18 protein-coding genes are annotated in these 21,697 nt (G+C 71.5%); 7 read left to right on the top strand and 11 right to left on the bottom strand.

The features are described 5' to 3' along the window. The first annotated feature begins 102 nt into the window (after positions 1 to 102). From OGL88_RS08015 to OGL88_RS08000, 4 genes are all read left to right on the top strand, one after another. Entirely contained in the window at positions 103 to 1,764 is a 1,662-nt protein-coding gene (locus OGL88_RS08015) for a glycoside hydrolase family 6 protein (protein WP_263091053.1), read from the top strand. Positions 1,765 to 1,895: 131 nt separating this feature from the next. Beyond that, a complete protein-coding gene (locus tag OGL88_RS08010) occupies positions 1,896 to 3,053 on the top strand; it encodes a hypothetical protein (RefSeq protein WP_263091051.1) in 1,158 nt (385 codons plus the stop codon). 54 nt (positions 3,054 to 3,107) lie between these two features. Continuing rightward, on the top strand, positions 3,108 to 3,575 hold the full coding sequence (gene purE, locus OGL88_RS08005) for a 5-(carboxyamino)imidazole ribonucleotide mutase (protein WP_228505476.1): 468 nt from the start codon (positions 3,108 to 3,110) through the stop codon (positions 3,573 to 3,575). A 237-nt stretch (positions 3,576 to 3,812) separates the two neighbouring features. Next, positions 3,813 to 4,568 carry a glycoside hydrolase family 16 protein gene (locus OGL88_RS08000; protein WP_263091050.1) on the top strand — a complete coding sequence of 252 codons (756 nt, stop codon included), beginning with the start codon at positions 3,813 to 3,815 and terminating at the stop codon, positions 4,566 to 4,568. 11 nt (positions 4,569 to 4,579) lie between these two features. Here OGL88_RS08000 and OGL88_RS07995 read toward each other — a convergent pair whose 3' ends face one another. From OGL88_RS07995 to OGL88_RS07975, 5 genes are all read right to left on the bottom strand, one after another. Further along, on the bottom strand, positions 4,580 to 5,722 hold the full coding sequence (locus OGL88_RS07995) for a glycosyltransferase family 4 protein (RefSeq protein ID WP_263091049.1): 1,143 nt from the start codon (positions 5,720 to 5,722) through the stop codon (positions 4,580 to 4,582). Between the two features lie 190 nt (positions 5,723 to 5,912). Next, positions 5,913 to 6,764 carry a dTDP-4-dehydrorhamnose reductase gene (gene rfbD / locus OGL88_RS07990; protein ID WP_263091046.1) on the bottom strand — a complete coding sequence of 284 codons (852 nt, stop codon included), beginning with the start codon at positions 6,762 to 6,764 and terminating at the stop codon, positions 5,913 to 5,915. After that, on the bottom strand, positions 6,761 to 7,747 hold the full coding sequence (rfbB, locus tag OGL88_RS07985; protein WP_159573664.1) for a dTDP-glucose 4,6-dehydratase: 987 nt from the start codon (positions 7,745 to 7,747) through the stop codon (positions 6,761 to 6,763). The genes rfbD and rfbB overlap by 4 nt, the downstream gene beginning before the upstream one ends. Next, a complete protein-coding gene (locus tag OGL88_RS07980) occupies positions 7,744 to 10,743 on the bottom strand; it encodes a hypothetical protein (RefSeq protein ID WP_263091043.1) in 3,000 nt (999 codons plus the stop codon). Before OGL88_RS07980 ends, rfbB begins: the two co-directional genes overlap by 4 nt. Further along, positions 10,733 to 11,674: a glycosyltransferase family 2 protein gene (locus tag OGL88_RS07975; protein WP_138803750.1), complete on the bottom strand. Its 942-nt coding sequence runs from the start codon at positions 11,672 to 11,674 to the stop codon at positions 10,733 to 10,735. Before OGL88_RS07975 ends, OGL88_RS07980 begins: the two co-directional genes overlap by 11 nt. A 129-nt stretch (positions 11,675 to 11,803) precedes the next feature. Between OGL88_RS07975 and OGL88_RS07970 the strand changes: the two genes are divergently transcribed. The 3 genes from OGL88_RS07970 (at position 11,804) to OGL88_RS07960 (ending at position 15,104) form a co-directional block, all read left to right on the top strand. Continuing rightward, complete coding sequence (locus OGL88_RS07970; protein WP_263091040.1) at positions 11,804 to 12,412, top strand: dTDP-4-dehydrorhamnose 3,5-epimerase family protein; 609 nt, start codon at positions 11,804 to 11,806, stop codon at positions 12,410 to 12,412. Positions 12,413 to 12,433: 21 nt separating this feature from the next. After that, complete coding sequence (gene rfbA, locus OGL88_RS07965; protein WP_159573661.1) at positions 12,434 to 13,297, top strand: glucose-1-phosphate thymidylyltransferase RfbA; 864 nt, start codon at positions 12,434 to 12,436, stop codon at positions 13,295 to 13,297. A gap of 118 nt (positions 13,298 to 13,415) precedes the next feature. Continuing rightward, positions 13,416 to 15,104, top strand: a complete 1,689-nt coding sequence (locus OGL88_RS07960) for a glycosyltransferase family protein (RefSeq protein WP_263091038.1) — start codon at positions 13,416 to 13,418, stop codon at positions 15,102 to 15,104. A 31-nt stretch (positions 15,105 to 15,135) separates the two neighbouring features. Here the strand turns inward: OGL88_RS07960 and OGL88_RS07955 are convergent, their stop codons facing one another. The 6 genes from OGL88_RS07955 to OGL88_RS07930 form a co-directional block, all read right to left on the bottom strand. Next, positions 15,136 to 16,215 carry a hypothetical protein gene (locus OGL88_RS07955; RefSeq protein ID WP_263091036.1) on the bottom strand — a complete coding sequence of 360 codons (1,080 nt, stop codon included), beginning with the start codon at positions 16,213 to 16,215 and terminating at the stop codon, positions 15,136 to 15,138. Positions 16,216 to 16,285: 70 nt separating this feature from the next. Continuing rightward, on the bottom strand, positions 16,286 to 17,140 hold the full coding sequence (locus OGL88_RS07950) for a glycosyltransferase family 2 protein (RefSeq protein ID WP_263091034.1): 855 nt from the start codon (positions 17,138 to 17,140) through the stop codon (positions 16,286 to 16,288). Next, positions 17,137 to 18,303, bottom strand: coding sequence for a glycosyltransferase family 4 protein (locus tag OGL88_RS07945; protein WP_263091032.1), 1,167 nt, complete (start codon positions 18,301 to 18,303; stop codon positions 17,137 to 17,139). The genes OGL88_RS07950 and OGL88_RS07945 overlap by 4 nt, the downstream gene beginning before the upstream one ends. Positions 18,304 to 18,395: 92 nt before the next feature. Beyond that, a complete protein-coding gene (locus tag OGL88_RS07940) occupies positions 18,396 to 19,433 on the bottom strand; it encodes a glycosyltransferase family 2 protein (protein WP_263091071.1) in 1,038 nt (345 codons plus the stop codon). Beyond that, entirely contained in the window at positions 19,430 to 20,659 is a 1,230-nt protein-coding gene (locus tag OGL88_RS07935; RefSeq protein WP_263091031.1) for an ABC transporter ATP-binding protein, read from the bottom strand. Before OGL88_RS07935 ends, OGL88_RS07940 begins: the two co-directional genes overlap by 4 nt. 3 nt (positions 20,660 to 20,662) lie before the next feature. Then, positions 20,663 to 21,562 carry an ABC transporter permease gene (locus tag OGL88_RS07930; protein ID WP_263091029.1) on the bottom strand — a complete coding sequence of 300 codons (900 nt, stop codon included), beginning with the start codon at positions 21,560 to 21,562 and terminating at the stop codon, positions 20,663 to 20,665. Between the last annotated feature and the right edge of the window lie 135 nt (positions 21,563 to 21,697).

Raw genomic sequence — 21,697 nt, 5'->3', positions numbered from 1 at the left:
CCGACACCCGCTCGGGTGGCACCCGCACTGGCGGGTGGTGACCCGCGCACGGCCCGTGTTCCCATGGACCGGTCAGGGGTCGACCGTCCGAGGAGTGTGTCCATGCGCCGCCGTCCGCGCCGTGCTGTCTTCTGCGGCACCGCCGTCGCACTCGCCGCCCTCGCCGGCGCGCTGCTGCCGGTGAGCGGCGCGTCCGCTGCCACGTCCGCCACGACGATCCGGTCCGCACCGGCTGCGTCCCTGTACGGTGCCGGTCCGTACCGGTCACCCACGAGCGAAGCAGCCAAGGCGGCCACCGCGCTCGCCGCCTCGGACCCCGCCGGTGCCACCGCGGCCTCGACGATCGCGCGGTACCCCGTCGCGACCTGGCTCGGCGAGTGGACCCAGGGCGCCCAGTTGACCAAGACGATCAGCGCTGCGGTCACGGGCGCCGACGACTCCGGCACCACCCCGGTGTTCGTGTTGTACGCGATCCCGGACCGGGACTGCGGCGGGTACTCCGCCGGCGGGTTCTCGGAAGCCTCCTACGACGCCTGGGTCGACCAGGTGACCGCGGCGCTCGCTGGACACCGCGCCGCCGTGATCGTCGAGCCGGACTCCCTCGCGATGCTCAGCAACGCGAAGTGCAGCACCACGCTCGACGACCAGCGCTACCGGATCCTGTCCCGCACCGTCGCCGGGCTCACCGCCGCAGGCGTGCCCGCGTACCTCGACGCCGGCAACTCGAACTGGGTGCCACCGGCGACCATGGCGGCCCGGCTGAACAGCGCGGGCGTGCAGCAGGCCCGCGGGTTCTTCACGAACGTCGCCAACTACTACCCGACCGCCCAGGAGCAGGCCTACGCGCAGAAGGTGTCCGCTGCGACCGGTGGCTCGCACTACGTGATCGACACCTCGCGGAACGGACAGGGCTGGCGCGGGACCTGGTGCAACGGTCCCGGCGCCGGACTCGGCACCTCGCCCCGGGTCGCCACCGACGGCACCGCACTCGACGCCCTGCTGTGGGTGAAGACCCCCGGCGCGAGCGACGGCACCTGCAACGGCGCCCCGGCTGCGGGCAAGTGGTGGTCCTCCTACGCCCAGGCCCTGGTCGCGAACGCCCGGCTCGGGGTCCCCGCGGCCGACCTCGCTCCGCAGGGATCGCTCGAGGTCGTCGCCGGCACCGGCGGTGGCGTCCGGGTCCGGGGTTGGGCGTTCGACGAGGACGACCCCACCCAGCCCGTCCGGGTTCGTGCCACGGTCGACGGCGTCGCCGCGGGAGCCGTGACCGCCGGCCTCCGCCGCACCGACGTCGACGCGGCCGCCGGCGTCGGAGCGACCCACGGCTTCGAGGCCGTCGTCCCCGCTGCAGCCGGCGCTCGCCGGGTCTGCGTGACCGCGGTCAACATCGGCGCCGGCTCGGACACCACGCTCGGGTGCGCCACCGTCCGAGCCTTCCGGCACGATCCGTACGGCGCCCTCGAGTCGGTGCAGGCGGTGTCCGGCGGTGTGAGCCTGCGCGGCTGGGCGTTCGACGGCGACGCCGTGGCGACCGCGACCTCGGTGATGGTCAGCGTCGACGGCCGGCGCGTGCAGTCGTTGTCAGCGGGCCGGACGCGCGCCGACGTCGACCGGACCTGGGGCGCCGGCGCGGCACACGGGTTCGCCGGCACGGTGTCCGTCAGGGCGGGCAAGCACAAGGTGTGCGCGGTCGCCCGGAACGTGGGGCTCGGGGCGGACCGGCTCGTGGGCGCCTGCCGGACGGTGACGGTCGGTCGGCGCTGACGGTGCGGTGCTGACGGTGACGGTCGGTCGGCGCTGACGGTGCGGCGCTGACGGTGACGGTCGGTCGGCGCTGACGGTGCGGCGCTGACGGTGCGGCGTGGCGGGGTCGCTCCGTGCGGGATGATGGGCGCATGCCGCGTGATCTCGTCCGCCGGGCCGCTCGCCGACTCCGCCGAGCCGTCATCGGTGCACCTGCCGCACCCACCGCACCCGCGCCCGCGCCCGCGCCCGCGCCCGGGCCGCGCGCCGCCGGGTCCGGGCCCACACCGCTGCCGATCCTGGGTTACGTCGTCGCGGGCGGCGGCGGCGCGCACCCCGCGTCCGCCCACGTGCGGGTCGTCCGGCGGACCGAACACCTGGCCGCGAGCGGTACCGCGCGGGTCCGGCAGGTCGACCCCGGCGCGTTCGTCGACGGCACCGACACGACCCCCTACACCGCGGTCCTCGTCCAGCGGGACAACCTGCCGCGCGACGCCGTGCAGACGTTCCTCGACGTGGCCGCAGCACGGGGGATCCGCGTCGTCGGAGAGGTCGACGACGACTTCTTCACCGACGCCGGGCGCGAGCGACTGTCCCGGGCCGAGTACGACCCGGACCGCCTCGCTTCGATCGACGCACTGGTCCGGGGCGCCGACACCGTCGTGGTGAGCACGCCGGAACTCGCCGACGTCGTGCGTCCGGTCGCGCGCGACGTCACGGTGGTGCCGAACGCCCTCGACCCCGGACTCTGGACCCCCGGAGCGACCGAGGACGACGACGAGCGCCCGCACGGCGAGCACCGGGTGCTCTACATGGGCACGCTCACCCACGCCGCCGACCTCGAACTCCTGCGCGACGTCTTCACCGACCTGGCCACCGCCGACGGCACACCGATCCGGCTCGAGGTCATCGGGGTCACCGACGAGGGCGGCGCCGACTGGTTCCGCCGCGTGGAGGTGCCGGACGGCCACTACCCGGCGTTCTCCCGCTGGCTCGTGGCACACCGCGAGCGTTGGAGCGCCGGCGTCGCGCCCCTCCGCGACGAGGAGTTCAACCGCGCCAAGAGTGACCTGAAGTTCCTGGAGTACACCGCGCTCGGCCTGCCCGCGGTGGTCTCCGACCGGCCTTCGTACGCCGTGGCACGAGCCCACGGGGCCGTCGCGGTGCCGGATGACGCCGGGGCATGGCGTGATGCGGTGCGCGCCGCCGTCGAGCGCGGGACGGCCGATGACCGGGCCGTCCGGTGGGTCACCCAGGTGCGCACGATCGGCCGCGACGACGACGCCTGGCGCCGCGTGCTGCTCGGCTAGGCTCGTCGCGTGACCGACACCGACGCACCCGTCCAGCCGCTCGTCTCGATCATCATGGGGTCGGACTCCGACTGGCCGACGATGCGTGCCGCGGCCGACATCCTCGCCGAACTCGGCATCCCGTTCGAGGCGGACGTCGTGTCGGCGCACCGCACGCCCGACAAGATGACCCGGTTCGCCCGCGGCGCCGCCGAGCGTGGCATCCGCGTCGTGATCGCGGGTGCCGGTGGCGCCGCGCACCTGCCGGGCATGGTGGCGTCGATGACCACGCTGCCCGTGATCGGCGTGCCCGTCCAGCTCGCGCGGCTCGACGGCCTCGACTCGCTGCTGTCGATCGTGCAGATGCCGGCCGGCATCCCGGTGGCGACGATGGCCATCAACGGTGCCGCGAACGCCGGACTGCTCGCCGCGCGGATCATCGGCACCTCGGAGCCCGCGGTCGCAGCTCGCCTGACCGACTACGCCGACGGCCTCGAGCGACTCGTCGAGGAGAAGGCTGCGCGTCTGCGCGACTCCCTCTAGGGACCCGCACGACGCCGCCGGCCTCCCCAGAACGGGGGACGCTACACGGTGCTGATCAGCACTTTCTCGGCGTGGACGGAACGTTCTGCAACCCCCGCGTACTGGGGATACGTCGGCCCTGTCAACCCCGCGCGCGGGCTGCACTTCGCAACTACGGTGAACGGCGGGTGGTCGAGATCCGGCCGCCCGGCACCCACGGGAACGGGTGCGAACCGTCACATCAGGGAGTGACAGCTCATGCAGCAACACGCAACCAAGCGGGCCGCGCTCACCGTCGTACTCCTCGGCGCCGTGCTCGTCGCAGGACCGTTCGGGTCGGGGAGCGCGGCGTTCGCCAGCTCGGCACCGACCGCGGACGTCGGGCCGTTCAAGCAGACCTTCCGCGAGAACTTCAACACCCCCGCGGCCGCCAACGGTGTGTTCGCGAAGACCTACGCGAAGTCGTGGCAACCCTACCCGGACGGCACCGGGGGGATGTACTCCTCGAGCACGCAGATCAGCGCGCACGACGGGTACATGGACGTGAAGCTGGACGGCAAGCACGGCTCCGCCGGCACCTTCGGCACTCCGACCGGGGCGTGGGGACACAAGGGCGGGAAGTTCATCGTCCGTGCCAAGGCCCTCGGCGGCAACGGGAACGGCGCGGCCTTCATGCTGTGGCCATCGTCGGACAAGTGGTCGGACGGCGAGATCGACTACCCCGAGGCGGACTTCGACCAGAAGCCGATGCTGCACCACCACTCGATGACGCCCGGGCAGGAAGCCACCACGACGAGCATGAGCACCGGCGTCACGTGGCGCTCCTGGCACACCTACTCGATCGACTGGGTACCGGGGAAGTCCGTCAGCTACCGCCTCGACGGCAAGGTGATCAAGACGATCACGAAGCACGTCCCGAAGACGGCGCACCGCTACATGTTCCAGGTGGGCAACTGGGGCGCCTCCGGCCACCTGTGCATCGACTGGGTCGCCACCTACGCCTACAAGGGCTGACGCCGGCGGCGTCAGAGGTCGGCGTGCAGCTGCCAGGTCTCGGCGGCGGAGTCGCTCCAGTCGTACATCCGGGCCCGGTCGGGTCCGGCGACGGCGAGCTGCCCGGCCAGCACGGGATCGTTGACCACCTGGTAGACCGCCTGCGCGATCCGTTCCGGGTAGGAGTCCAGTGGGCCCCGTGCGACGGTCACGCCCGCGTCCGACGCAACCTCGGCCACGGCGGGGTCGTCGGAGTGGATGACCGGGGTCCCGAAGCTCATGGCCTCGATCACAGGCAGCCCGAACCCCTCGGCGAGGCTCGGGAACACGAACACCGTGGCCCGGTCGTAGACCACGGCGAGGTCGGCGTCGTCGATCCGCCCGAGCACCTTCACCCGGTCGCGGGCGAGCCCGGCGCGCTCGGCGGTGCCGTACACGTCGACGTCGCCCCAGCCGTCCGGGCCGGAGATCACGAGCGGGATGTCGGCAGGGGCGTCGGGGTGCGCGAGCGCCTCGATCAGGGACCCGAGCGCCTTGCGTGGTTCGAGCGTGCCGACGGCCAGCACGTAGCGGTCCGGCAGGCCGAGACGCTCGGCGCGCAGGTCGGCGTCGACGGGCAGCCGCAGTCGACCGCTCGGGGCGCCGCCGATGACCCGGAGTCGGTCGTCGAACCGGTGGATCTCGTTCAGAGCGCTCGCGACCGCGTGGGTGGGCACGACGACGGCGTCGGCGTGCTTCCACGCGCGCTTCACCATCGCCTTGTGGAAGTGGACGCCACGGGGCGTCAGGGTCTCGGGGTTCGTCCACGGCACCGTGTCGTGCACGGTGACGACGGTCTGCCGGCCCGGGTCCTGGAAGCGGTCGTGCTTGACCAGGGGAGCGAGGACGCTCGGCGCGTGCACCATGCCCTTCGCGATGCCACCGACGAAGCCGCCCTGCCACGCGAGCGAGAGTTCACGGCGGGCCAGCGGCAGACGCTGCAGGTCGGACAGACCGGGCAGCAGGGTGCGCAGGTGGGCCATCTCGTCGGAGCCGACCGCCGACACGACCCCGGCCACGTCGCAGCCGGTCGGCGCGTTGGCGACGAGGTGCCGGGCGAGCTCTTCGGCGTACCGCCCGATGCCGCCCGGAACGGGGGCGACGACCTGGTCGACGAGGACGTGGAGGGTGGTCATGGTGCTGGTCTCCTCGTCGTGGTGATGGGGCCGAGGACCGGCCCGGCGCCCGGCTGCCCGACCCTACCAGGGCGGGCGTGCTGGCCCCTGAGCGCCGCCGGCGGGGTGCGGCAGGGGACCGAGACGGGAGGCCCGGACCACGTCCGCGACGCGGCGGACGTGATCCGGGCCTCCCGGTCGACTGCCGTGCCTACGTCGTCAACGCCCCTGCGGCCACCGCGGCGCGCAGCGCCTCACGCCAGTCGCGCATCGGCGCGAGGCCGGCGCGCGACCAGCCGTCGTGTCCGAGCACGCTGTACGCCGGGCGCGGCGCCGGACGGACGAACGCCGCGCTGTCCGTCGGCAGGACGCGCTCGGGGTCGAGCCCGAGCTCGGTGTAGATGGCGCGGGTGAAGTCGAACCACGACCCCTGCCCGGCGTTCGTACCGTGGTAGACGCCCGCGGGGGCATCCCCGTCGACGAGCTCGACGATCCGAGCGGCGAGGTCGCCGGTCCACGTCGGCTGACCGACCTGGTCGGTGACCACGCTCACGGTGTCGTGCGAGCCGGCCAACCGGAGCATCGTCGCGGCGAAGTTCGGTCCGTGCGCACCGTAGATCCAGGCCGTGCGGACGACGTACGACGTGTCCGGAGCGATCTCACGAACGAACGCCTCGCCCGCGGCCTTGGTGCGGCCGTAGGCGTTGATCGGGTCGGTCGGCGCGTCCTCGGCGTACGGGGCGGTGCCGTTGCCGTCGAAGACGTAGTCCGTCGACACCGTGACGAGCTTCGCGCCGTGGCGGACCGCGGCCTCGGCCAGGAGCTCCGGGCCGGTCGCGTTGACGGCGAAGGCCTCGTCCTCGTGGTCTTCGGCGTCGTCGACCTTCGTGTACGCGGCCGAGTTGATCACGACGTCGTGTCCGGCGACGGCGGCGTCCACCGCGGCCGGGTCGGTGATGTCGAGCTCCGCGCGTGAGCGCGCCGTGACGTCGCGGCCGGCGAGCGCGGCCTGGAGGTCACGGCCGAGCATTCCGGCTGCGCCGGTGATGAGGTACCGGGTCATGCGATCGCTGCGCGCTCCTTGAGCGGCTCCCACCACGAACGGTTGTCGCGGTACCACTGCACGACGTCGGCCAGGCCCTGCTCGAAGGGGACCTGCGGCTCGTAGCCGAGCTCGGCCTGGATCTTCGAGATGTCGACCGAGTAGCGCAGGTCGTGCCCGAGCCGGTCGGCGACGCGGTCGACGTACGACCAGTCCTTGCCGGTGGCGTCGAGGAGCAGCTGCGTGAGCTCCTTGTTGGTGAGCTCGGTGCCGCCACCGATGTTGTAGATCTCGCCGGCGCGGCCGCGGGTCAGGACCATCGCGATGCCGCGGGTGTGGTCGTCGACGTGCAGCCAGTCGCGGATGTTGTTGCCCTCGCCGTACAGCGGGACGTGCACGTCGTCGATGAGGTTCGTGACGAAGAGCGGGATGACCTTCTCGGGGAAGTGGTACGGCCCGTAGTTGTTCGAGCAGCGCGTGATCGACAGGTTCAGCCCGTGGGTGCGGTGGTAGCTGCGGGCGAGCAGGTCGCTGCCGGCCTTCGACGCCGAGTACGGGGAGTTCGGCTCGAGCGGGCGCTCCTCGTCCCACGAGCCCTCGCTGATGGAGCCGTAGACCTCGTCGGTGGAGACGTGCACGAAGCGCTCGGTGCCGTGGCGGAGCGCAGCGTCGAGCAGTCGCTGGGTGCCGACGACGTTCGTCTCGACGAAGATGCCGGAGTCGCGGACCGATCGGTCGACGTGGGACTCGGCGGCGAAGTGCACGATCGCGTCGACCGTGGGGACGACCTCGTCGAGCTTCGCGGCGTCGCGGATGTCGCCGTGCACGAAGGTGTAGCGGGGGGAGTCCGCGACCGGGGCGAGGTTCGCCTCGTTGCCGGAGTAGGTGAGGGCGTCGTAGACGACGACCTCGGCGCCCTCCAGGCCGGGGTAGGCGTCCTGCAGGGTGCGACGGACGAAGTTCGAGCCGATGAATCCGGCTCCGCCGGTGACGAGGATCTTCACGTGGTCTGGTTCCTTTGCGTTGCCGTTGGCGTTGGATCGACTGCTGATTCTAGGGTGTCGGCCGAACGGTCGTCGGGACCGTCCGTCGCGCCGCTGCCGGGACCGGTGGCCGGGCCGTCGACGGCGTCTGCCGGTCGGCGTCGTCGGCGGCGCCGGACGGACACGGACACGAGCACCGAGGCCGCGACGGCCACCAGGATCGCGCCGCCGGTGACCAGGCCGCCGATCGCTGCCCGGGGGACCGCGTAGTGCAGGCGGACGGTGTGCTGGCCCTTCGGCACCCAGACCGCGCCACCGGCGTTGTCCGCCGTGACGAGGTCGCTGGGTTCGCCGTCCACCGTGGCGCTCCAGCCGGGGCGCAGCACCGAGTCGGCCACGACGAGCCAGCCGCCCGTGGACGCGTCGACGTCCGCCACGGTCTCGTTCGTGTCGCCGTCCTGCAGGTCGACGGTGGCGTCGCCGCCCCCGGCCGTGTGGTCGGGCGTGCGGTTCAGGACGACCGTGTCGTCGGGCAGTGACGGGTCCGCGAGCGTGCGGATCCGGTCGGCGGCCGTGGTCACGACCTGCTGGCCCGACGCCCACCGCACCCGGTCGAGCGCCGAGTCGCGCTCGTAGACGGTGGCGTCGCCCGTGTGCACGACGGACACGCCGTCGCCGGAGACCGGTCGGGTGATGCTCATCACCGCGTGGCCGTCGTCGTCGGTGCCGATCGGCACGAGCTTCGACTGCCCCGTGATCGTGATGCGGACGTGCCACTTCGTGTCCGCGGGGATGTCCGAGCCGGGCAGCGCGATGTTCCGTCCGCCGCCGAGCGCCGGCACCCAGCTCTCGGTCTTCGCCAGTGTCTTGCCGGTGCCGTCGGCGATCACCGCGACCGTCATGGTCATGCCGCCCTTCGACGTCGTCAGCGCCGGGGGGCCGGTGATCGTGATGCCGTTGAGCGGCCCGGAGTTCGTGGCCGAGTCGACCGACGGGTTGTCCGCGGTGAGGTCGGACCACTTCGTCTGGGAGTCGCCGTCCTCGGTGGTGCCGGCGAGCGGTGCCGAGGGGTCGGCGACGAGGTACTTCGTCGCGACGCGGTCGAGGATCGGCGACTCGACGAGCGACGGGATCAGGTTGGGCGAGAAGCTCAGGTAGGTGGCGGTCGGGTACGTGTCCGGGTCGAGCGACCGCATGAGCTGCTTCCACTCCTTGGTCTGGAACGCGTGCCCCGTGACCGAGCGGATCCCGTAGTACGTGGCCGAGCCGGGCAGCGTGGCACTCCCGGTGGTGGCGTAGCGCTCCTGGTCGGAGACGTTCTGCTGCAGGTACGCGAGCGCCGGCGTCGTCGGGTAGAAGGTCGAGAGCGACGCGATCGGCCACCACTTCTGCGTGGCCGAGATCGCTGGGACGACGACCATCGCGGCGATCGCCACGGCCACCAGGACGTGGACCACACGCGACCGGAAGAACCAGGCGAGCAGCACGGCGACACCCACGGCGGCGCCGATGATGCCGACCGTCAGGGCCTCGACCTTGGTCTGGTGGACGTACTCGGTCGGGACCGCCTCGAGCGCGAGCATCGTCTGCAGCCCGATGGACAGCGTGAACAGCACGACGAGGACGATCGCGACGATCCGGCCGGTCCGGCGGAGCGGGCTCGCGGCACGGAAGCGGGCGAGTTCGTCACGCAGGGTCTCCGGCTCGACGACGCGACCGAAGCCGATGCCGGCGAGTGCCGCTGCGAAGAACCCGACGACCACGCGGGCGCGACCGATCGGGTTGCTGTCGAAGACGGGGAGCTCCCGGGCCGCGGCGAGGATCGGGCCGCCGAGGAACACGAGGACGACGCTGAAGGCCAGCATCGCGGCGACGATCGTCAGGACACCACGGGTGCGACGGCGGGCGAGGACGCCCCGGTCGGCCGACAGCTGGCTCGTGGCCGGACGGATGAGCACCGCGGCGGCGATGAGCACGACCGCGGCGATGCCGATGTAGGAGTACTCCTCGACCGGGTTGCGGTTGCTCCACGCGGCACCGGAGCTGCCGAGGAACGAGACGTCGGGGATCCACGAGGTGACCATCGGCCGCGACCCGAGTCCGCTGCCGCCGTGCTGTCCGCGACCGCCGAAGTCGACGACGTTCGAGGCGCTGATCGCGAAGGGCAGGAGTTGCCACGCCGAGAGCAGCAGGCCGAAGACGATGCCGCCCACGGCGATCAGCCCGCTGAGGACCACACCGCGCAGCGCACGGTGGGCGACGATCGTACGGGCCAGGAAGAAGATCCCGCCGACGAACAGGCCGTAGCCGACCACGGCGGGGAACCCACCGAGCAGCATCGAGCACACGATGACCCCGACGCCGATGACGTCGCGCGCCCGGAGCTCGACCGCGGCACGGTCGATGGCCCAGAAGAGCAGGGGGATGAACGCGGCGACGCGGGTCTGCGGCCAGTTCGACCACGCCACCATGAAGCCCGACGAGGCGAAGACCAGCGAGGCGATCGGCCAGGCTGCGCGCGGGACGCTCCACCGGCGCAGCAGGAGCGACATGCCGACGGTGACGGCCACGATCTCGAGCAGCTTCACGGCACCCGGCGCGTAGCTGAACGGCAGGATCCACCACGGCAGCGACAGCGGCGACCACGCGCCGGAGTTCGGCACCCCGCCGAGTTCGACGCCACCGGCGACGAACGGGTTCCACGCGGCGAACACGCCCTCGTGTGCGCTCCGCACCAGCAGCGTGGTCTGCGGGAACACGCTGTCCAGCGTGTCGCTCGTCAGGATGTTGGTCGACCCCGTGGTGGTCTCGAAGGACTCACCCCACGGCGTGTACCGGTTGAGCAGGCCGGTGTTCAGGAACGTGCCGTGGCCGATGAGCGCGGGGCCGATCGTGAACACCACGAACGCCGCCAGTGCTGCCCATGCGACGATCTCCACCCATCCCTGTGGACGGCGGAGCCAGAGCGCGAAGCGGGTCCGTCGGTCGAGGCGGTCCACCACGCGCTCAGTCGCCATACCGCTGCAGCTTCTGCAGGTCGAGCTGTTCCTCGGCCAGGGTGCGGTTGAGCCGCGTCAGGTCGGCGACGACCCCGATCACGACCGCCAACAGGGCGGTGATGAGCAGGACCACGCCGAGGATGATCGACTGCAGGTGGTTCCCGCCCGTGTGCATGGCGAGGAGCACCAGGTAGCGGACGAGCGGCCAGGCGCCGAGCGCACCGAGGATCGCGGCGACCCAGGCGAACAGCGCCATCGGGCGGTACATCAGGTACACGCGGGCGATGGCGGACCCGGACTGGAACATGTGCTGCCAGATGTTGCTGAACAGTCGCGACTCGCGGGTCTTCGGGTTCGTCGTGATCGGGATCGAGGCGATCGCCAGACGCTTGTACCCGGCCTGCACGATGGTCTCCATGCAGTAGCTGAAGCGCGTCACGATGTTCAGACGGATGAGCGAGTACTTCGAGTAGGCGCGGAAGCCGCTCGCCGCGTCGGGCAGGTCGAGTCCGGCTGCGCGCGACGCCACCCAGGAGCCGAAGCGTTGCATGAGCTTCTTGAACCCGGAGAAGTGCTCGATCGTGCGCGTCTGGCGGTCGCCGATGACGATCTCGGCTTCCTGACGGAGGATCGGCTGCACGAGCTCGGCGATCTGGGCCTGTGGGTACTGGTTGTCGCCGTCGGTGTTCACGACGATGTCGGCGCCGTGGAGCAGGGCGTAGTCCACCCCGTCGCGGAACGACCGGGCGAGACCCATGTTCGTGGTGTGGTGCACGAAGTGCCGCACACCGTGCTCCTTCGCCACCTCGACGGTGCGGTCCGTGCTGCCGTCGTTGATGACGAGGACCTCGATCTCGTCGATGCCGTCGATCTGCCGTGGGATGGAGTCGAGGACGCTCGCGAGGGTGTTCTCCTCGTTGAGGCAGGGGATCTGGATGAAGAGCTTCACGGGTACGCAGTGTCTCGTTTCTGGGTTCCGGCAGGTGCGCGAGGCCAGGACAGCCTATGCGACCACAGGGATCGGTGCAGGTCCGGCCCGCCGCCGGTGGTGGTCCGGGCGGCTTGGTAGGGTGCAGCAGTGCAGATCCGCGAACTCAAGATCCCCGGCGCGTGGGAGTTCACGCCCGTCCAGCACGGCGACGCACGAGGAGCCTTCCTCGAGGCGTACCGCGCCGACGTCCTCGAAGAGACGGTCGGCCACCCGCTGGACCTCCGCCAGGTGAACATGTCCATCTCGTCGGCCGGCGTCGCCCGCGGGATCCACTACGCCCTCGTCGCCCCGAGCCAGGCGAAGTACGTGACCGCCGTCCGCGGCGCCTTCATCGACTACATCGTCGACATCCGCGTCGGTTCGCCGACGTTCGGGCAGTGGGACTCGGTCCGCATCGACGACGTCGACCGCAAGGCCGTGTACCTGTCCGAGGGCCTCGGCCACGCGATCGTCGCGCTCGAGGACCAGTCGACCGTGAACTACCTGGTCAGCGCGCACTACGACCCCGAGCGCGAGAAGGGGATCACGATCCTCGACCCGACCGTGGGCCTCACACTGCCGGACGGCATCGGCGACCCGGTGCTGTCCGAGAAGGACACCAGCGCCCCGACGCTCGAGGCAGCCGCGGCCGCCGGTCTGCTGCCGACGTACGACGAGTGCGTCGCCTACACCGAGTCCCTCCGCACGACGAAGTAACGAAGTAAGGAAGCGATCCCGATGAAGGGCATCATCCTCGCCGGTGGATCCGGCACGCGCCTCTGGCCGATCACCAAGGGCATCAGCAAGCAGCTCATGCCGATCTACGACAAGCCGATGGTCTACTACCCGCTGTCGACGCTCATGATGGCCGGCATCCGCGAAGTGCTCGTCATCACGACGCCGGAGTACAACGAGCAGTTCAAGGCCCTGCTCGGCGACGGCTCCGCCCTCGGCATGGAGATCCAGTACGCCGTGCAGCCGTCCCCGGACGGGCTCGCGCAGGCGTTCGTCATCGGCGAGGACTTCATCGGTGACGACAGCGTCGCCCTCGTCCTCGGCGACAACATCTTCCACGGCACCGGCCTCGGCACGAGCCTGAAGAAGAACACCGAGGTCGCGGGTGCGACGATCTTCGCGTACCACGTGGCCGACCCGAAGGCGTACGGCGTCGTCGAGTTCGACGACGACTTCTCGGCCGTCTCCATCGAGGAGAAGCCAGCCGAGCCGAAGTCGAACTACGCCGTCCCCGGTCTGTACTTCTACGACAACAAGGTCATCGAGATCGCGAAGACGATCGAGCCGAGCGCCCGAGGCGAACTCGAGATCTCGACCGTCAACGAGCGGTACCTCGAAGCCGGCGAGCTCGGCGTCCAGGTCCTCGACCGCGGCACTGCGTGGCTCGACACCGGCACGTTCGAGTCGATGATGCAGGCGTCCGAGTACGTGAAGGTCATCGAGGACCGTCAGGGCTTCAAGATCGGGTGCATCGAGGAGATCGCCTGGCGCAACGGCTGGATCGACGACGCGCAGCTCGCCGAGCTGGCCGCGCCGCTCGTCAAGGGCGGCTACGGCGTCTACCTCCAGCGTCTGCTCGGCTCCTGACCCGCCCGTGACCCCCGGTCCTGGTTGGTTCGGTCGTCGTCGTCGCGGCACGACGCCGGCCGTCCAGCCCGACCGGGATCCCCGTCCAGCGCCCGCGCCGACGGCCGCCGTCGTCCGCGTGGCCGGCTTCGACGGCCCGCTGCCGCACCTGGACCGCGACGTGACGGTCCTCGTCGCGACCCGGTCCGACCGGCACGGCGAGGTCGACCGCCTGGTCGCCGTTGCCCTCGAGGCCTTCGGCCCCGCTGCCGACGTCCGCGCGGTGAGCTACGTCGCCGACGCCTCGCCGCGTGACCCGTTCGACCCCGGACTGCCGTGGGTGCGGCAGGAACCCGTGGACGGCATCGGCTCGGCGATCAACACCGGGGTCGCCGCCGGTGTGGGGCGGACGCTGGTGCTGCTCGACACCTCGGTGACGATCGACGCCGAGGGGCTCCGGACGCTCGCGACGGCCGACTCGGTCGCCCAGGCCCGGGTGCTGCTGCCGGACGGCTCGGTCCGGTCCGGCGCTCGTCTCCTCCGCCCGGGTGCCCTGCCGTGGTCGGGGAGCAGCGCCGACGTCGACACCGTGTTCGCGGCGGACCAGCCGGTGCTCGCGGTGCCGGGCTCGTCCGTGGTACCGGCACCGTGCCTCCCGGACGAACGCATGACGCTGACGGCCTGGACCCGCGCGGTCGCGGACGCGCACGGCGGGCCGGTGCGCGTGGTCGCTGCGACGGGCCGCTCGGTGGAACCCGGTCGCACGGTCGACGCCGCGACCGTCGACGCGTTCAGCGTGTGGCGCGACCGCGCGCCGGAGGCAGGGCACGTCGTGGCCGGGCCGCCGCTGCCGCCGTGGGGGGCACGCCCCGTGTCGCCGACGACCCGATCGGCCAGCGGCACCGGGGCCCTCGTCTGGTCGCTGAAGATCGCCGCGCCGGCCGGACCCGGGGGCGACGGCTGGGGCGACGTCCACTTCGCGGCCGAGCTGGCGGGCGCGCTCGAACGGCTCGGACAGCGCGTCCGGATCGACCGACGCGACGCGCACGTGCGGGACGACGACGCCGCGGACGACGTGACGCTGGTGATCCGTGGGCTCGACCGCGTGCCGCCGAACCCCGCGTCGGTCAACCTGCTCTGGGTGATCAGCCACCCCGACGACGTGGCGGACACCGAGTTGCGGTCGTTCGACCGGGTGTTCGCGGCCGGCCCAGCGTGGGCGGCGGCGGCGTCCGCACGCTCCGGTGTGCCGGTCGCCCCGCTGCTGCAGGCGACCGACCCAGCCGTGTTCCGACCGGTCCCGGCGCACGGTCCGGACGCCGGTCGCGTCGTGTTCGTCGGGTCGACCCGCGGTGTGGTCCGGCCCCTCGTGGCGGATGCCGTGGCGCTCGGCGCGGACCTCCGCGTGCACGGCCCGGGATGGGACGGTCTGGTGCCGGCCGGTTCGCTCGGCGAACCGTCACTGGCGCGCACCGAGGTGGCGACCGCCTACGCCTCGGCGAGGGTGGTGCTCAACGACCACTGGGACGACATGGCGGCCGGCGGGTTCGTGTCCAACCGGGTGTTCGACGTCCTCGCCGCCGGCGGGGTCGTCGTCACCGACCCGGTGCAGGGGATCACCGACGTCCTCGACGTCCCGACGCTCGCGGTCGCGCGGGACCGTGGCGACCTGGCGGCGCTCCTCGCGCCGGACCGTGCGTGGCCGTCCGCCGCCGAGCGCGTCCGCGTGGCCGCCCTGGTCGCCGCCGACCACTCGTTCGACGCCCGGGCGCGCGTGTTGCTCGACGCCGCGTCGGCCGGTCTCCGGCGGCTCCGCGGCGCGGACTGATCGTCCGGGAGCACTGCGGGTCAGTCGACGCTCACGCGCTCGCCAAGGACCCGCGCTCGAGCTCGGCGACGAGCTGGTCGGGGTGTGCGAGGTCCATCGCACGGGTGTTGACGTAGAGCAGACGGTCGAACTGCGAGAGCAGGCGGACGATGACGTCGTGCTCGAGCGCCACGAACGCCGCAGACCGGTCGGCGTCGTCACCGAGGATCGCGAGCATGCTGTCGTTCAGGTCCTCGGACGCGGCGATCGCGTCGGCGAGCTCGTCGACGTTCTCCGCCGTGATCCGGACCTGCTCGACCGCGGGTCCGGTCTTCCGGAGGAACCCGATGGCCGTGTACGGGACGGCGTGTGCGAACACGTCGCCCGAGTAGAGCTCGTCCGCGTGGATCCGTGTCGAGATGAGGAACTCGCGCCGCAGCACGCGCTCGAGCACCCACCGCAGGACGTTCTTGGTGTAGACGGCGACCTGGTACTTCGTGGGGATCCGCGCGTTCACGAGGTTGCGGATGTTGTACGTGAAGACGTGCAGGGGCCGCGCGTACGGGTGCACGCGGCCGGTGGCGAGCTCGACGAACAGCAGGTCGTCGCCGAGCAGCTTGTAGCCGGCCGCCATCAGGGACATCGAGAGCGTCGTCTTGCCGGTGCCGCCGTACGCGGGCAGCAGGAAGCCCTTCTCGGTCGACGCGACCCCACCCGCGTGCAGGAGCAGGACGTCTTCTTCGAGGAGCTTCGCGTAGACGATCGGCTCGAGCACCTGCGCCTGCAGGTACACACCGATGGCGTTCATGTAGACGCGGTCGACCGGGTGGTGGCGGAACCAGATCGAGACGTGGTCGGTGTCGATGCCCCGGACGATGTACGAGTAGCGGAACAGGCCCTTGAAGCGATCGGTGCGCACGATGTCGCCGGGCTCCGGCTTCGGTGGCCGCTTGGTGACGTGCACGTCGACGCGGAGCGACGCCGTCGTCGTGGTGCCGTCGTCCGAGATGCGCGCGTACTCGTTGTCGAAGTACCGACGCCAGCCGGCGTGTTCCGAGTGGAGGACGACGTCGAGGATGCCGTAGAAGCGGTAGGTCAGTGCGCTGCTGGAGCGCACGCGGTGCGGGGCCATGGTGTCCTTCCGTTCACGGCCCGTTCATCTTACGGGCGTCCGGCGGTCACCTCGGCGACACCGGGGGTGATCACTTCCGAGTCACCCAGCGGGCGCGGACGGACAGGCCCGCGTGCAGGACGGCGCGGAGCGGCCAGAGCCACCACGCCCGGTACTTCCGCGACAGGAACCGGTACGCGCTGCGGTGGTGCTCGATCTCCATCCGGCGCCGGTTCGACGACGTCGAGTGCGCGCCGGTGTGCGTGACCACGGCGCTCGGCACGTACACGTTCGCACGACCGGAGCGACCGACGCGCTGGCCGAGGTCGACGTCCTCGAAGTACATGAAGTACGACTCGTCGAACCCCTCGAGCTGCCGGAACAGGTCGGTGCGGATGAGGAAGCACGCGCCGGACAGCCAGCCGGCCTCGCGCTCGACCACCTGCGTCGTGGACCAGTACCGCTGGCTCCACGGGTTGGCGGGCCAGAACCGCGAGAAGGCCGCGTGGCCGAGCCCGGTCCGGAGCGACGGCAGCTGGCGGGCGGACGGGTACGTCTCGCCCTGCTCGTCGAGGATCCGCGGTCCGAACGACCCGCCGGACGGGAGCCGGTCGGCGGCGCGCACGAGCTCGTCGACGGAGCCCGGTGCGAGCACGACGTCGGGGTTCGTGACGAGCAGGAACTCGGGGCGGACGTCGGGCAGGACGTCGTCGAGGGCGCTCAGCGCGGCGTCGATGCCCCCGCCGTAGCCGCGGTTGCCCCCGGAGGACACCACGACGGCACCGTAGGACTCGCCGATCGCCCGCAGCGCGTCGATGTCGGTCGAGCCGTTGTCCGCGATCACCACGGCGACGGGCTCCGACGACGCCGCTGCGACGCTCGCCAGGAACGGTCGGATGGTCTCGCCGGTGTTGTAGGTGACCGTCAGCACCGCGACGCGGATCACCGGAGACCCCCGACCGGAGCGACCCGGGCCACGTCCGAGTACGCCGCGACGTGCACGGCCGCCGTGGCCTCCCACGTGAACGCGGCCGCACGCGCCAGCGCCGCCGTCCGGTGCGACGCCACGAGTGCGGGATCGTCGAGCAGCGCGGCCATCGCGTCGGCCAGTGCGGGCGCCGACGGCTCGGTGTACACGGCTGCGTCACCGCCGACCTCGGGCAGCGACAACCGCCGGGTGGTCAGGACGCACGCACCGGAGGCCATCGCCTCGACCACCGGCAGGCCGAAGCCCTCGCCGAGGGACGGGTAGACGACGAACTCCGCGCCGCCGAGGTAGCCCGCCAGGTCCTCGAGGGGCAGGTACCCGGCCTCGATCACGCAGTCGTCGGGCTGCAGGGCGTCGAGCCGGGTGATCGCGGACTCGTCCCACCCCCGAGCCCCGGAGAGCACCAGCCACGGCGTGTCGGCGCCCGCCGTCGTCCGCGCGGAGCGCACCGCGGCGTAGGCGTCGAGCAGTGCGGTGACGTTCTTCCGCGGTTCGATCGTGCCGAGGAACGCGATCCAGGGCGCGCCCTCCGGCAGCGTCGCGGCGATCCGGGCGTCCTCGACCTCGGCCGTGGACGGCTCGTGGAACACGGCGCGGTCGACCCCGAGCGGTGCGACCCGGACGTCGGTGCGGATGCCGCTCACGACGCGTGCGGCCTCGGTCGCGGTGGCCGCGCTCGGCACGATGACGACCGGGCGCGAGCGCAGCGACCGACGGCTCCACCAGGTGAAGAACGTGCGCTTCAGGCGGGAGTGCCACTCGGGGTTCGAGAAGAACGTGGCGTCGTGCAGCGTGACGACCGATCCGCCGCGCCACGCGAACGGGAACGTGTAGTGCGGGGAGTGCAGCACGTTCGCGCCGAGGCGGCGGCCGAGCGCCGGCAGCCCGGTCTGCTCCCACAGGAACCGGAGCGGCACCGAGTCGGTCCAGCCCGGCGCGGTGTGCACGGTCGCGTGCGGCGCGACGGCGGCGAAGTGCGAAGCGTGCACCGGTCGGACCACCAGGTGGACGTCGAGCGCCGGGTCGGTCAGGTGCGACACGACCCCCTCGACGTAGCGGCCCACACCACCGAGTTCACGCGGTACCGCGGTCCCGTCGACGAGGACGGTGAGCTGCGGCACGCGTGGGTCCTTCCGGACGGGGCCGCCGTGGTCGGGACCGTCGGCGGGGGAGTGGGAGTGGGCTCGGGAGAGACCAGGATAGCCCTCCGCGCTCATGCGCCCGGGTCCACGCTGCGGCGCGGGACGGACGCGCGCCGCGACTCGCGGAGCCGCCGCGCGAGGTGCGACGGGAGCGCCCCGACGACGTCCGCGAACGCTGCCAGGACGAGCCGGGCCTCCCGTCGGGTAGGAGCGGCGAGCAGTCCGCGCAGGCCGCGGAAGAGGGTGCGGGCGCTCGCCCGCAGGACGGTGGCCCACGGCGCGTGCCAGAGCGCGACGACCATCCGGTTCCGCGCGTTGCGGAACAGGAACAGGTCGCTCTGCACCCCGGAGGACGCCGAGTGGTCGTGCTCGACGACGGCGTCGGCCGCGTGTTCCACGCGCCAGCCGCGTCGGCGGAGTCGCCAGGCGAGTTCGGTGTCCTCGTAGTACATGAAGAGCGACTCGTCGAGCAGACCGACGTCGTCGAGGGCGCTCCGGCGCAGGGCGGAGGCCCCGCCGGAGAACCCGAAGACGTCGACGTCGGCGACCCGGTCGACGGGCGCGAACCAGTCGCGGTCCATGCCGTTGCCGTCGCGGTCGACGCGCACGCCGGTCGAGTTCAGGCGGACCTCGCCGTCCGCCGACGGCGTCCAGGGGCGGCCGTCGTGGTCACGCAGCACGCGCTGGTCGTGAGCCGGTGTCGCGCCGACCGGGAGGCCCGTCCAGCGTCCGGCGAGCACGATGCGGCCCGTCACGGCCGCGACGTCGGGCCCCGCCTGCGCCAGGTGGTCGCGGAGCGCCCGGACGAAGCCCGGCGCCGGGACGGCGTCGTTGTTGAGCAGGACGACGACGTCGGCGTCCGCGTGCCGGATGCCGGTGTTCGCGCCGGCCGCGAACCCGCCGTTGTGCTGCCGCGCGATCACGGTGACACCCAGCAGGTCGCGACGGAGCACGGCGAGGGAGTCGTCCGACGACCCGTTGTCGACGACGACCACCTGGTCGGCCGCGCCCTCGGCGATCACGGCGCGGACGGCCGCGGTCGTCAGGTCCGCGCGTTCCCAGTTGACGACGACGACCGCGGTGCGGGACGCATCGTCGACGGGCGTCAGTCGAGCTCCTCGATGGAGGGCTTCGCGTAGACGCTGCCGACCGCGTCACCGAACGAGGGGACCTCGAACGAGTCGCACTCGGGCAGGTCGTGCAGGTGCCGGCCGGCCGAGTCCATCATCGAGACGTTGATGAAGTACTTGCCGGTGCCGAAGTTCGTGTCCGCGATCCGCAGGCGGAGCTTCCTGCGGCCGTGCAGGGGCTCGAGGTGGATGCCCATGATGCCGGTCGTGGTGCCGTAGACGACCTGGCCGGACGTGTTGTTGACCTGGACGGCTGCTTCCCAGTCCTCGACACCGTCGAGGTGCTCGAACTCCATGTCGACCAGCAGGTCGTCGCCGGGGGTGACCCCGTCGCGCGGTCCCTTGCCGTCGGCGTGCACCGACGCCTGCAGCACGGTGCCGCGACCGACCGCGACGTCGGCGCTGAGCTCGCCGGCACGACGTTCCTCGAGCACGTCGCGGAACAGGCTGACGGCACCGATCGGGTCGCCGTCGTGCAGGACCTTGCCCTTGTTCAGGAGCACGACGCGGTCGCACATGTCCTGCACCTGGCTGAGGGAGTGCGTGACGATGATGATCGTCTTGCCCTGTTCCTGGAACGAGCGGATGCGGTCGAGGCACTTGCGCTGGAACGCCTCGTCACCGACGGCGAGCACCTCGTCGACCAGCAGGACGTCGGGGTCGGTGTGCACGGCGACCGCGAAGGCGAGTCGCACGTACATGCCGGACGAGTAGAACTTCACCTGGGTGTCGATGAAGTCGCCGATGCCCGAGAACGCCAGGATGTCGTCGAAGCGCTCCTCGGTCTCCTTGCGCGTCAGGCCGAGCAGGCTCGCGTTCAGGAAGACGTTCTCGCGGCCGGACAGGTCCGGGTGGAAGCCGGCGCCGAGCTCGAGCAGGGCCGCCAGGCGCCCGCGGCGCGACACCGTGCCGGAGGTCGGCTGGATGATGCCGCCGATCGCCTTGAGCAGGGTCGACTTGCCGGATCCGTTCTGGCCGATCAGCCCGACGGTGGTGCCGGCCTGGATCGACACGGTGACGTCGTCGAGCGCCCAGAAGTCCTGCCGGTGCTTGCGGCCGGCGCGACCGAGCGTGACGATCCGTTCGCGGATGGTGTTGTCCTTGCGGACGACGAAGCGCTTGCGGACGTGGTCGATGACGATGACGTCGGGGCGCTCGGCGGTGGCGCCGGACGTCGAGGGGGCGACGGGGGTGCTGATGGCCATGGTCTAGAGCTCCTGCGCGAAGTTGCCCTGCAGGCGGGAGAAGACCCGCTGCGCGCCGATGAGGCAGAACAGCCCGATCACGAGGGCGATCCCGAGCCGCATCATCAGGTGCGGCGGGTAGTCGACGGGGGTCGGGTGGATCCAGATCGCGTTCTGGAGTCCGAGCACCGACAGGGTGAGCGGGTTGTTCGTGTAGATCGCCAGCAGCCACTGCACCTTCAGCTCGGCGACGACCATCGAGTACGAGTAGACGATCGGCGACGCCCAGAGGAGCACCATGAGCCCGACGTCGATGACGAACTGCACGTCGCGCAGGTACACGTTGAGCGCCGACAGCACGAGACCGATCGCTGCGCCGTACACCAGGATCACCAGCAGCGACGGGATGAGGTAGATCAACCCCTCGTGCCAGGGGAAGACCCCGAGCACGATGGTCGCGACGATGAGGATCGCGAACTGGATGAGGAAGTTGACCAGGGCCGCGCCGACGCTGGCGAGGGGGAAGACCTCGCGTGGCACGTAGACCTTCTTGATCAACCCGCTGTTGCCGACGATCGACCCGGTCGACCCGGCGACGATCTCACTGAAGAGCGTGTAGGCCGTCAGGCCGGTGAAGACGTAGATGGCGAAGTTGTCGATCGCTCGTGACGAGCCGAGGATCTTGCCCATCACGAAGTAGTAGATCATCAGCTGGGTCAGTGGGCGCACGAGCGTCCACACGAACCCGAGTGCCGAGTCCTTGTACCGCGCCTTCAGGTCGCGGCGGATGAGCATCCCGAGCATCTCGCGCTGTCCGAAGACGTCGCGGAGTTCTCGCCAGGTGCCTCGGAAAGCGCTCGTCGGAGCGCCGATCACGACGAGGGGCTCCTTGGCGAGCGCCGCCATGCGGGCTTGATCGACCATACGTCTCTTCGTTCGGTGGGGGCAGGACCGGAACAGCATACTCACTGGACCGCTGAGGTCGGGGCGCGCACCGTCTCCCGGACGACACCCGTCGTCCGCCCCCGTGCGGGGGTGAAAGTGCGCGACAACAACCCT

This window comes from Curtobacterium sp. RIT-PI-V, assembly GCF_025642935.1.
In the GTDB taxonomy this organism is placed as follows: domain Bacteria; phylum Actinomycetota; class Actinomycetes; order Actinomycetales; family Microbacteriaceae; genus Curtobacterium.
Note: the sequence above shows the minus strand (reverse complement) of the source record. Positions and strands in the feature narration are given on the sequence as shown.

What these genes read in the sequence shown, in the direction of transcription:
- rfbD (WP_263091046.1), bottom strand. Translation starts at nt 6,764, where the DNA reads ATGACCCGGTACCTCATCACCGGCGCAGCCGGAATGCTCGGCCGTGAC.
- OGL88_RS07980 (WP_263091043.1), bottom strand. Translation starts at nt 10,743, where the DNA reads ATGGCGACTGAGCGCGTGGTGGACCGCCTCGACCGACGGACCCGCTTC.
- rfbA (WP_159573661.1), top strand. Translation starts at nt 12,434, where the DNA reads ATGAAGGGCATCATCCTCGCCGGTGGATCCGGCACGCGCCTCTGGCCG.
- OGL88_RS08015 (WP_263091053.1), top strand. Translation starts at nt 103, where the DNA reads ATGCGCCGCCGTCCGCGCCGTGCTGTCTTCTGCGGCACCGCCGTCGCA.
- OGL88_RS08000 (WP_263091050.1), top strand. Translation starts at nt 3,813, where the DNA reads ATGCAGCAACACGCAACCAAGCGGGCCGCGCTCACCGTCGTACTCCTC.
- OGL88_RS07935 (WP_263091031.1), bottom strand. Translation starts at nt 20,659, where the DNA reads ATGGCCATCAGCACCCCCGTCGCCCCCTCGACGTCCGGCGCCACCGCC.
- purE (WP_228505476.1), top strand. Translation starts at nt 3,108, where the DNA reads ATGGGGTCGGACTCCGACTGGCCGACGATGCGTGCCGCGGCCGACATC.
- OGL88_RS08010 (WP_263091051.1), top strand. Translation starts at nt 1,896, where the DNA reads ATGCCGCGTGATCTCGTCCGCCGGGCCGCTCGCCGACTCCGCCGAGCC.
- OGL88_RS07995 (WP_263091049.1), bottom strand. Translation starts at nt 5,722, where the DNA reads ATGACCACCCTCCACGTCCTCGTCGACCAGGTCGTCGCCCCCGTTCCG.
- OGL88_RS07955 (WP_263091036.1), bottom strand. Translation starts at nt 16,215, where the DNA reads ATGGCCCCGCACCGCGTGCGCTCCAGCAGCGCACTGACCTACCGCTTC.
- OGL88_RS07930 (WP_263091029.1), bottom strand. Translation starts at nt 21,562, where the DNA reads ATGGTCGATCAAGCCCGCATGGCGGCGCTCGCCAAGGAGCCCCTCGTC.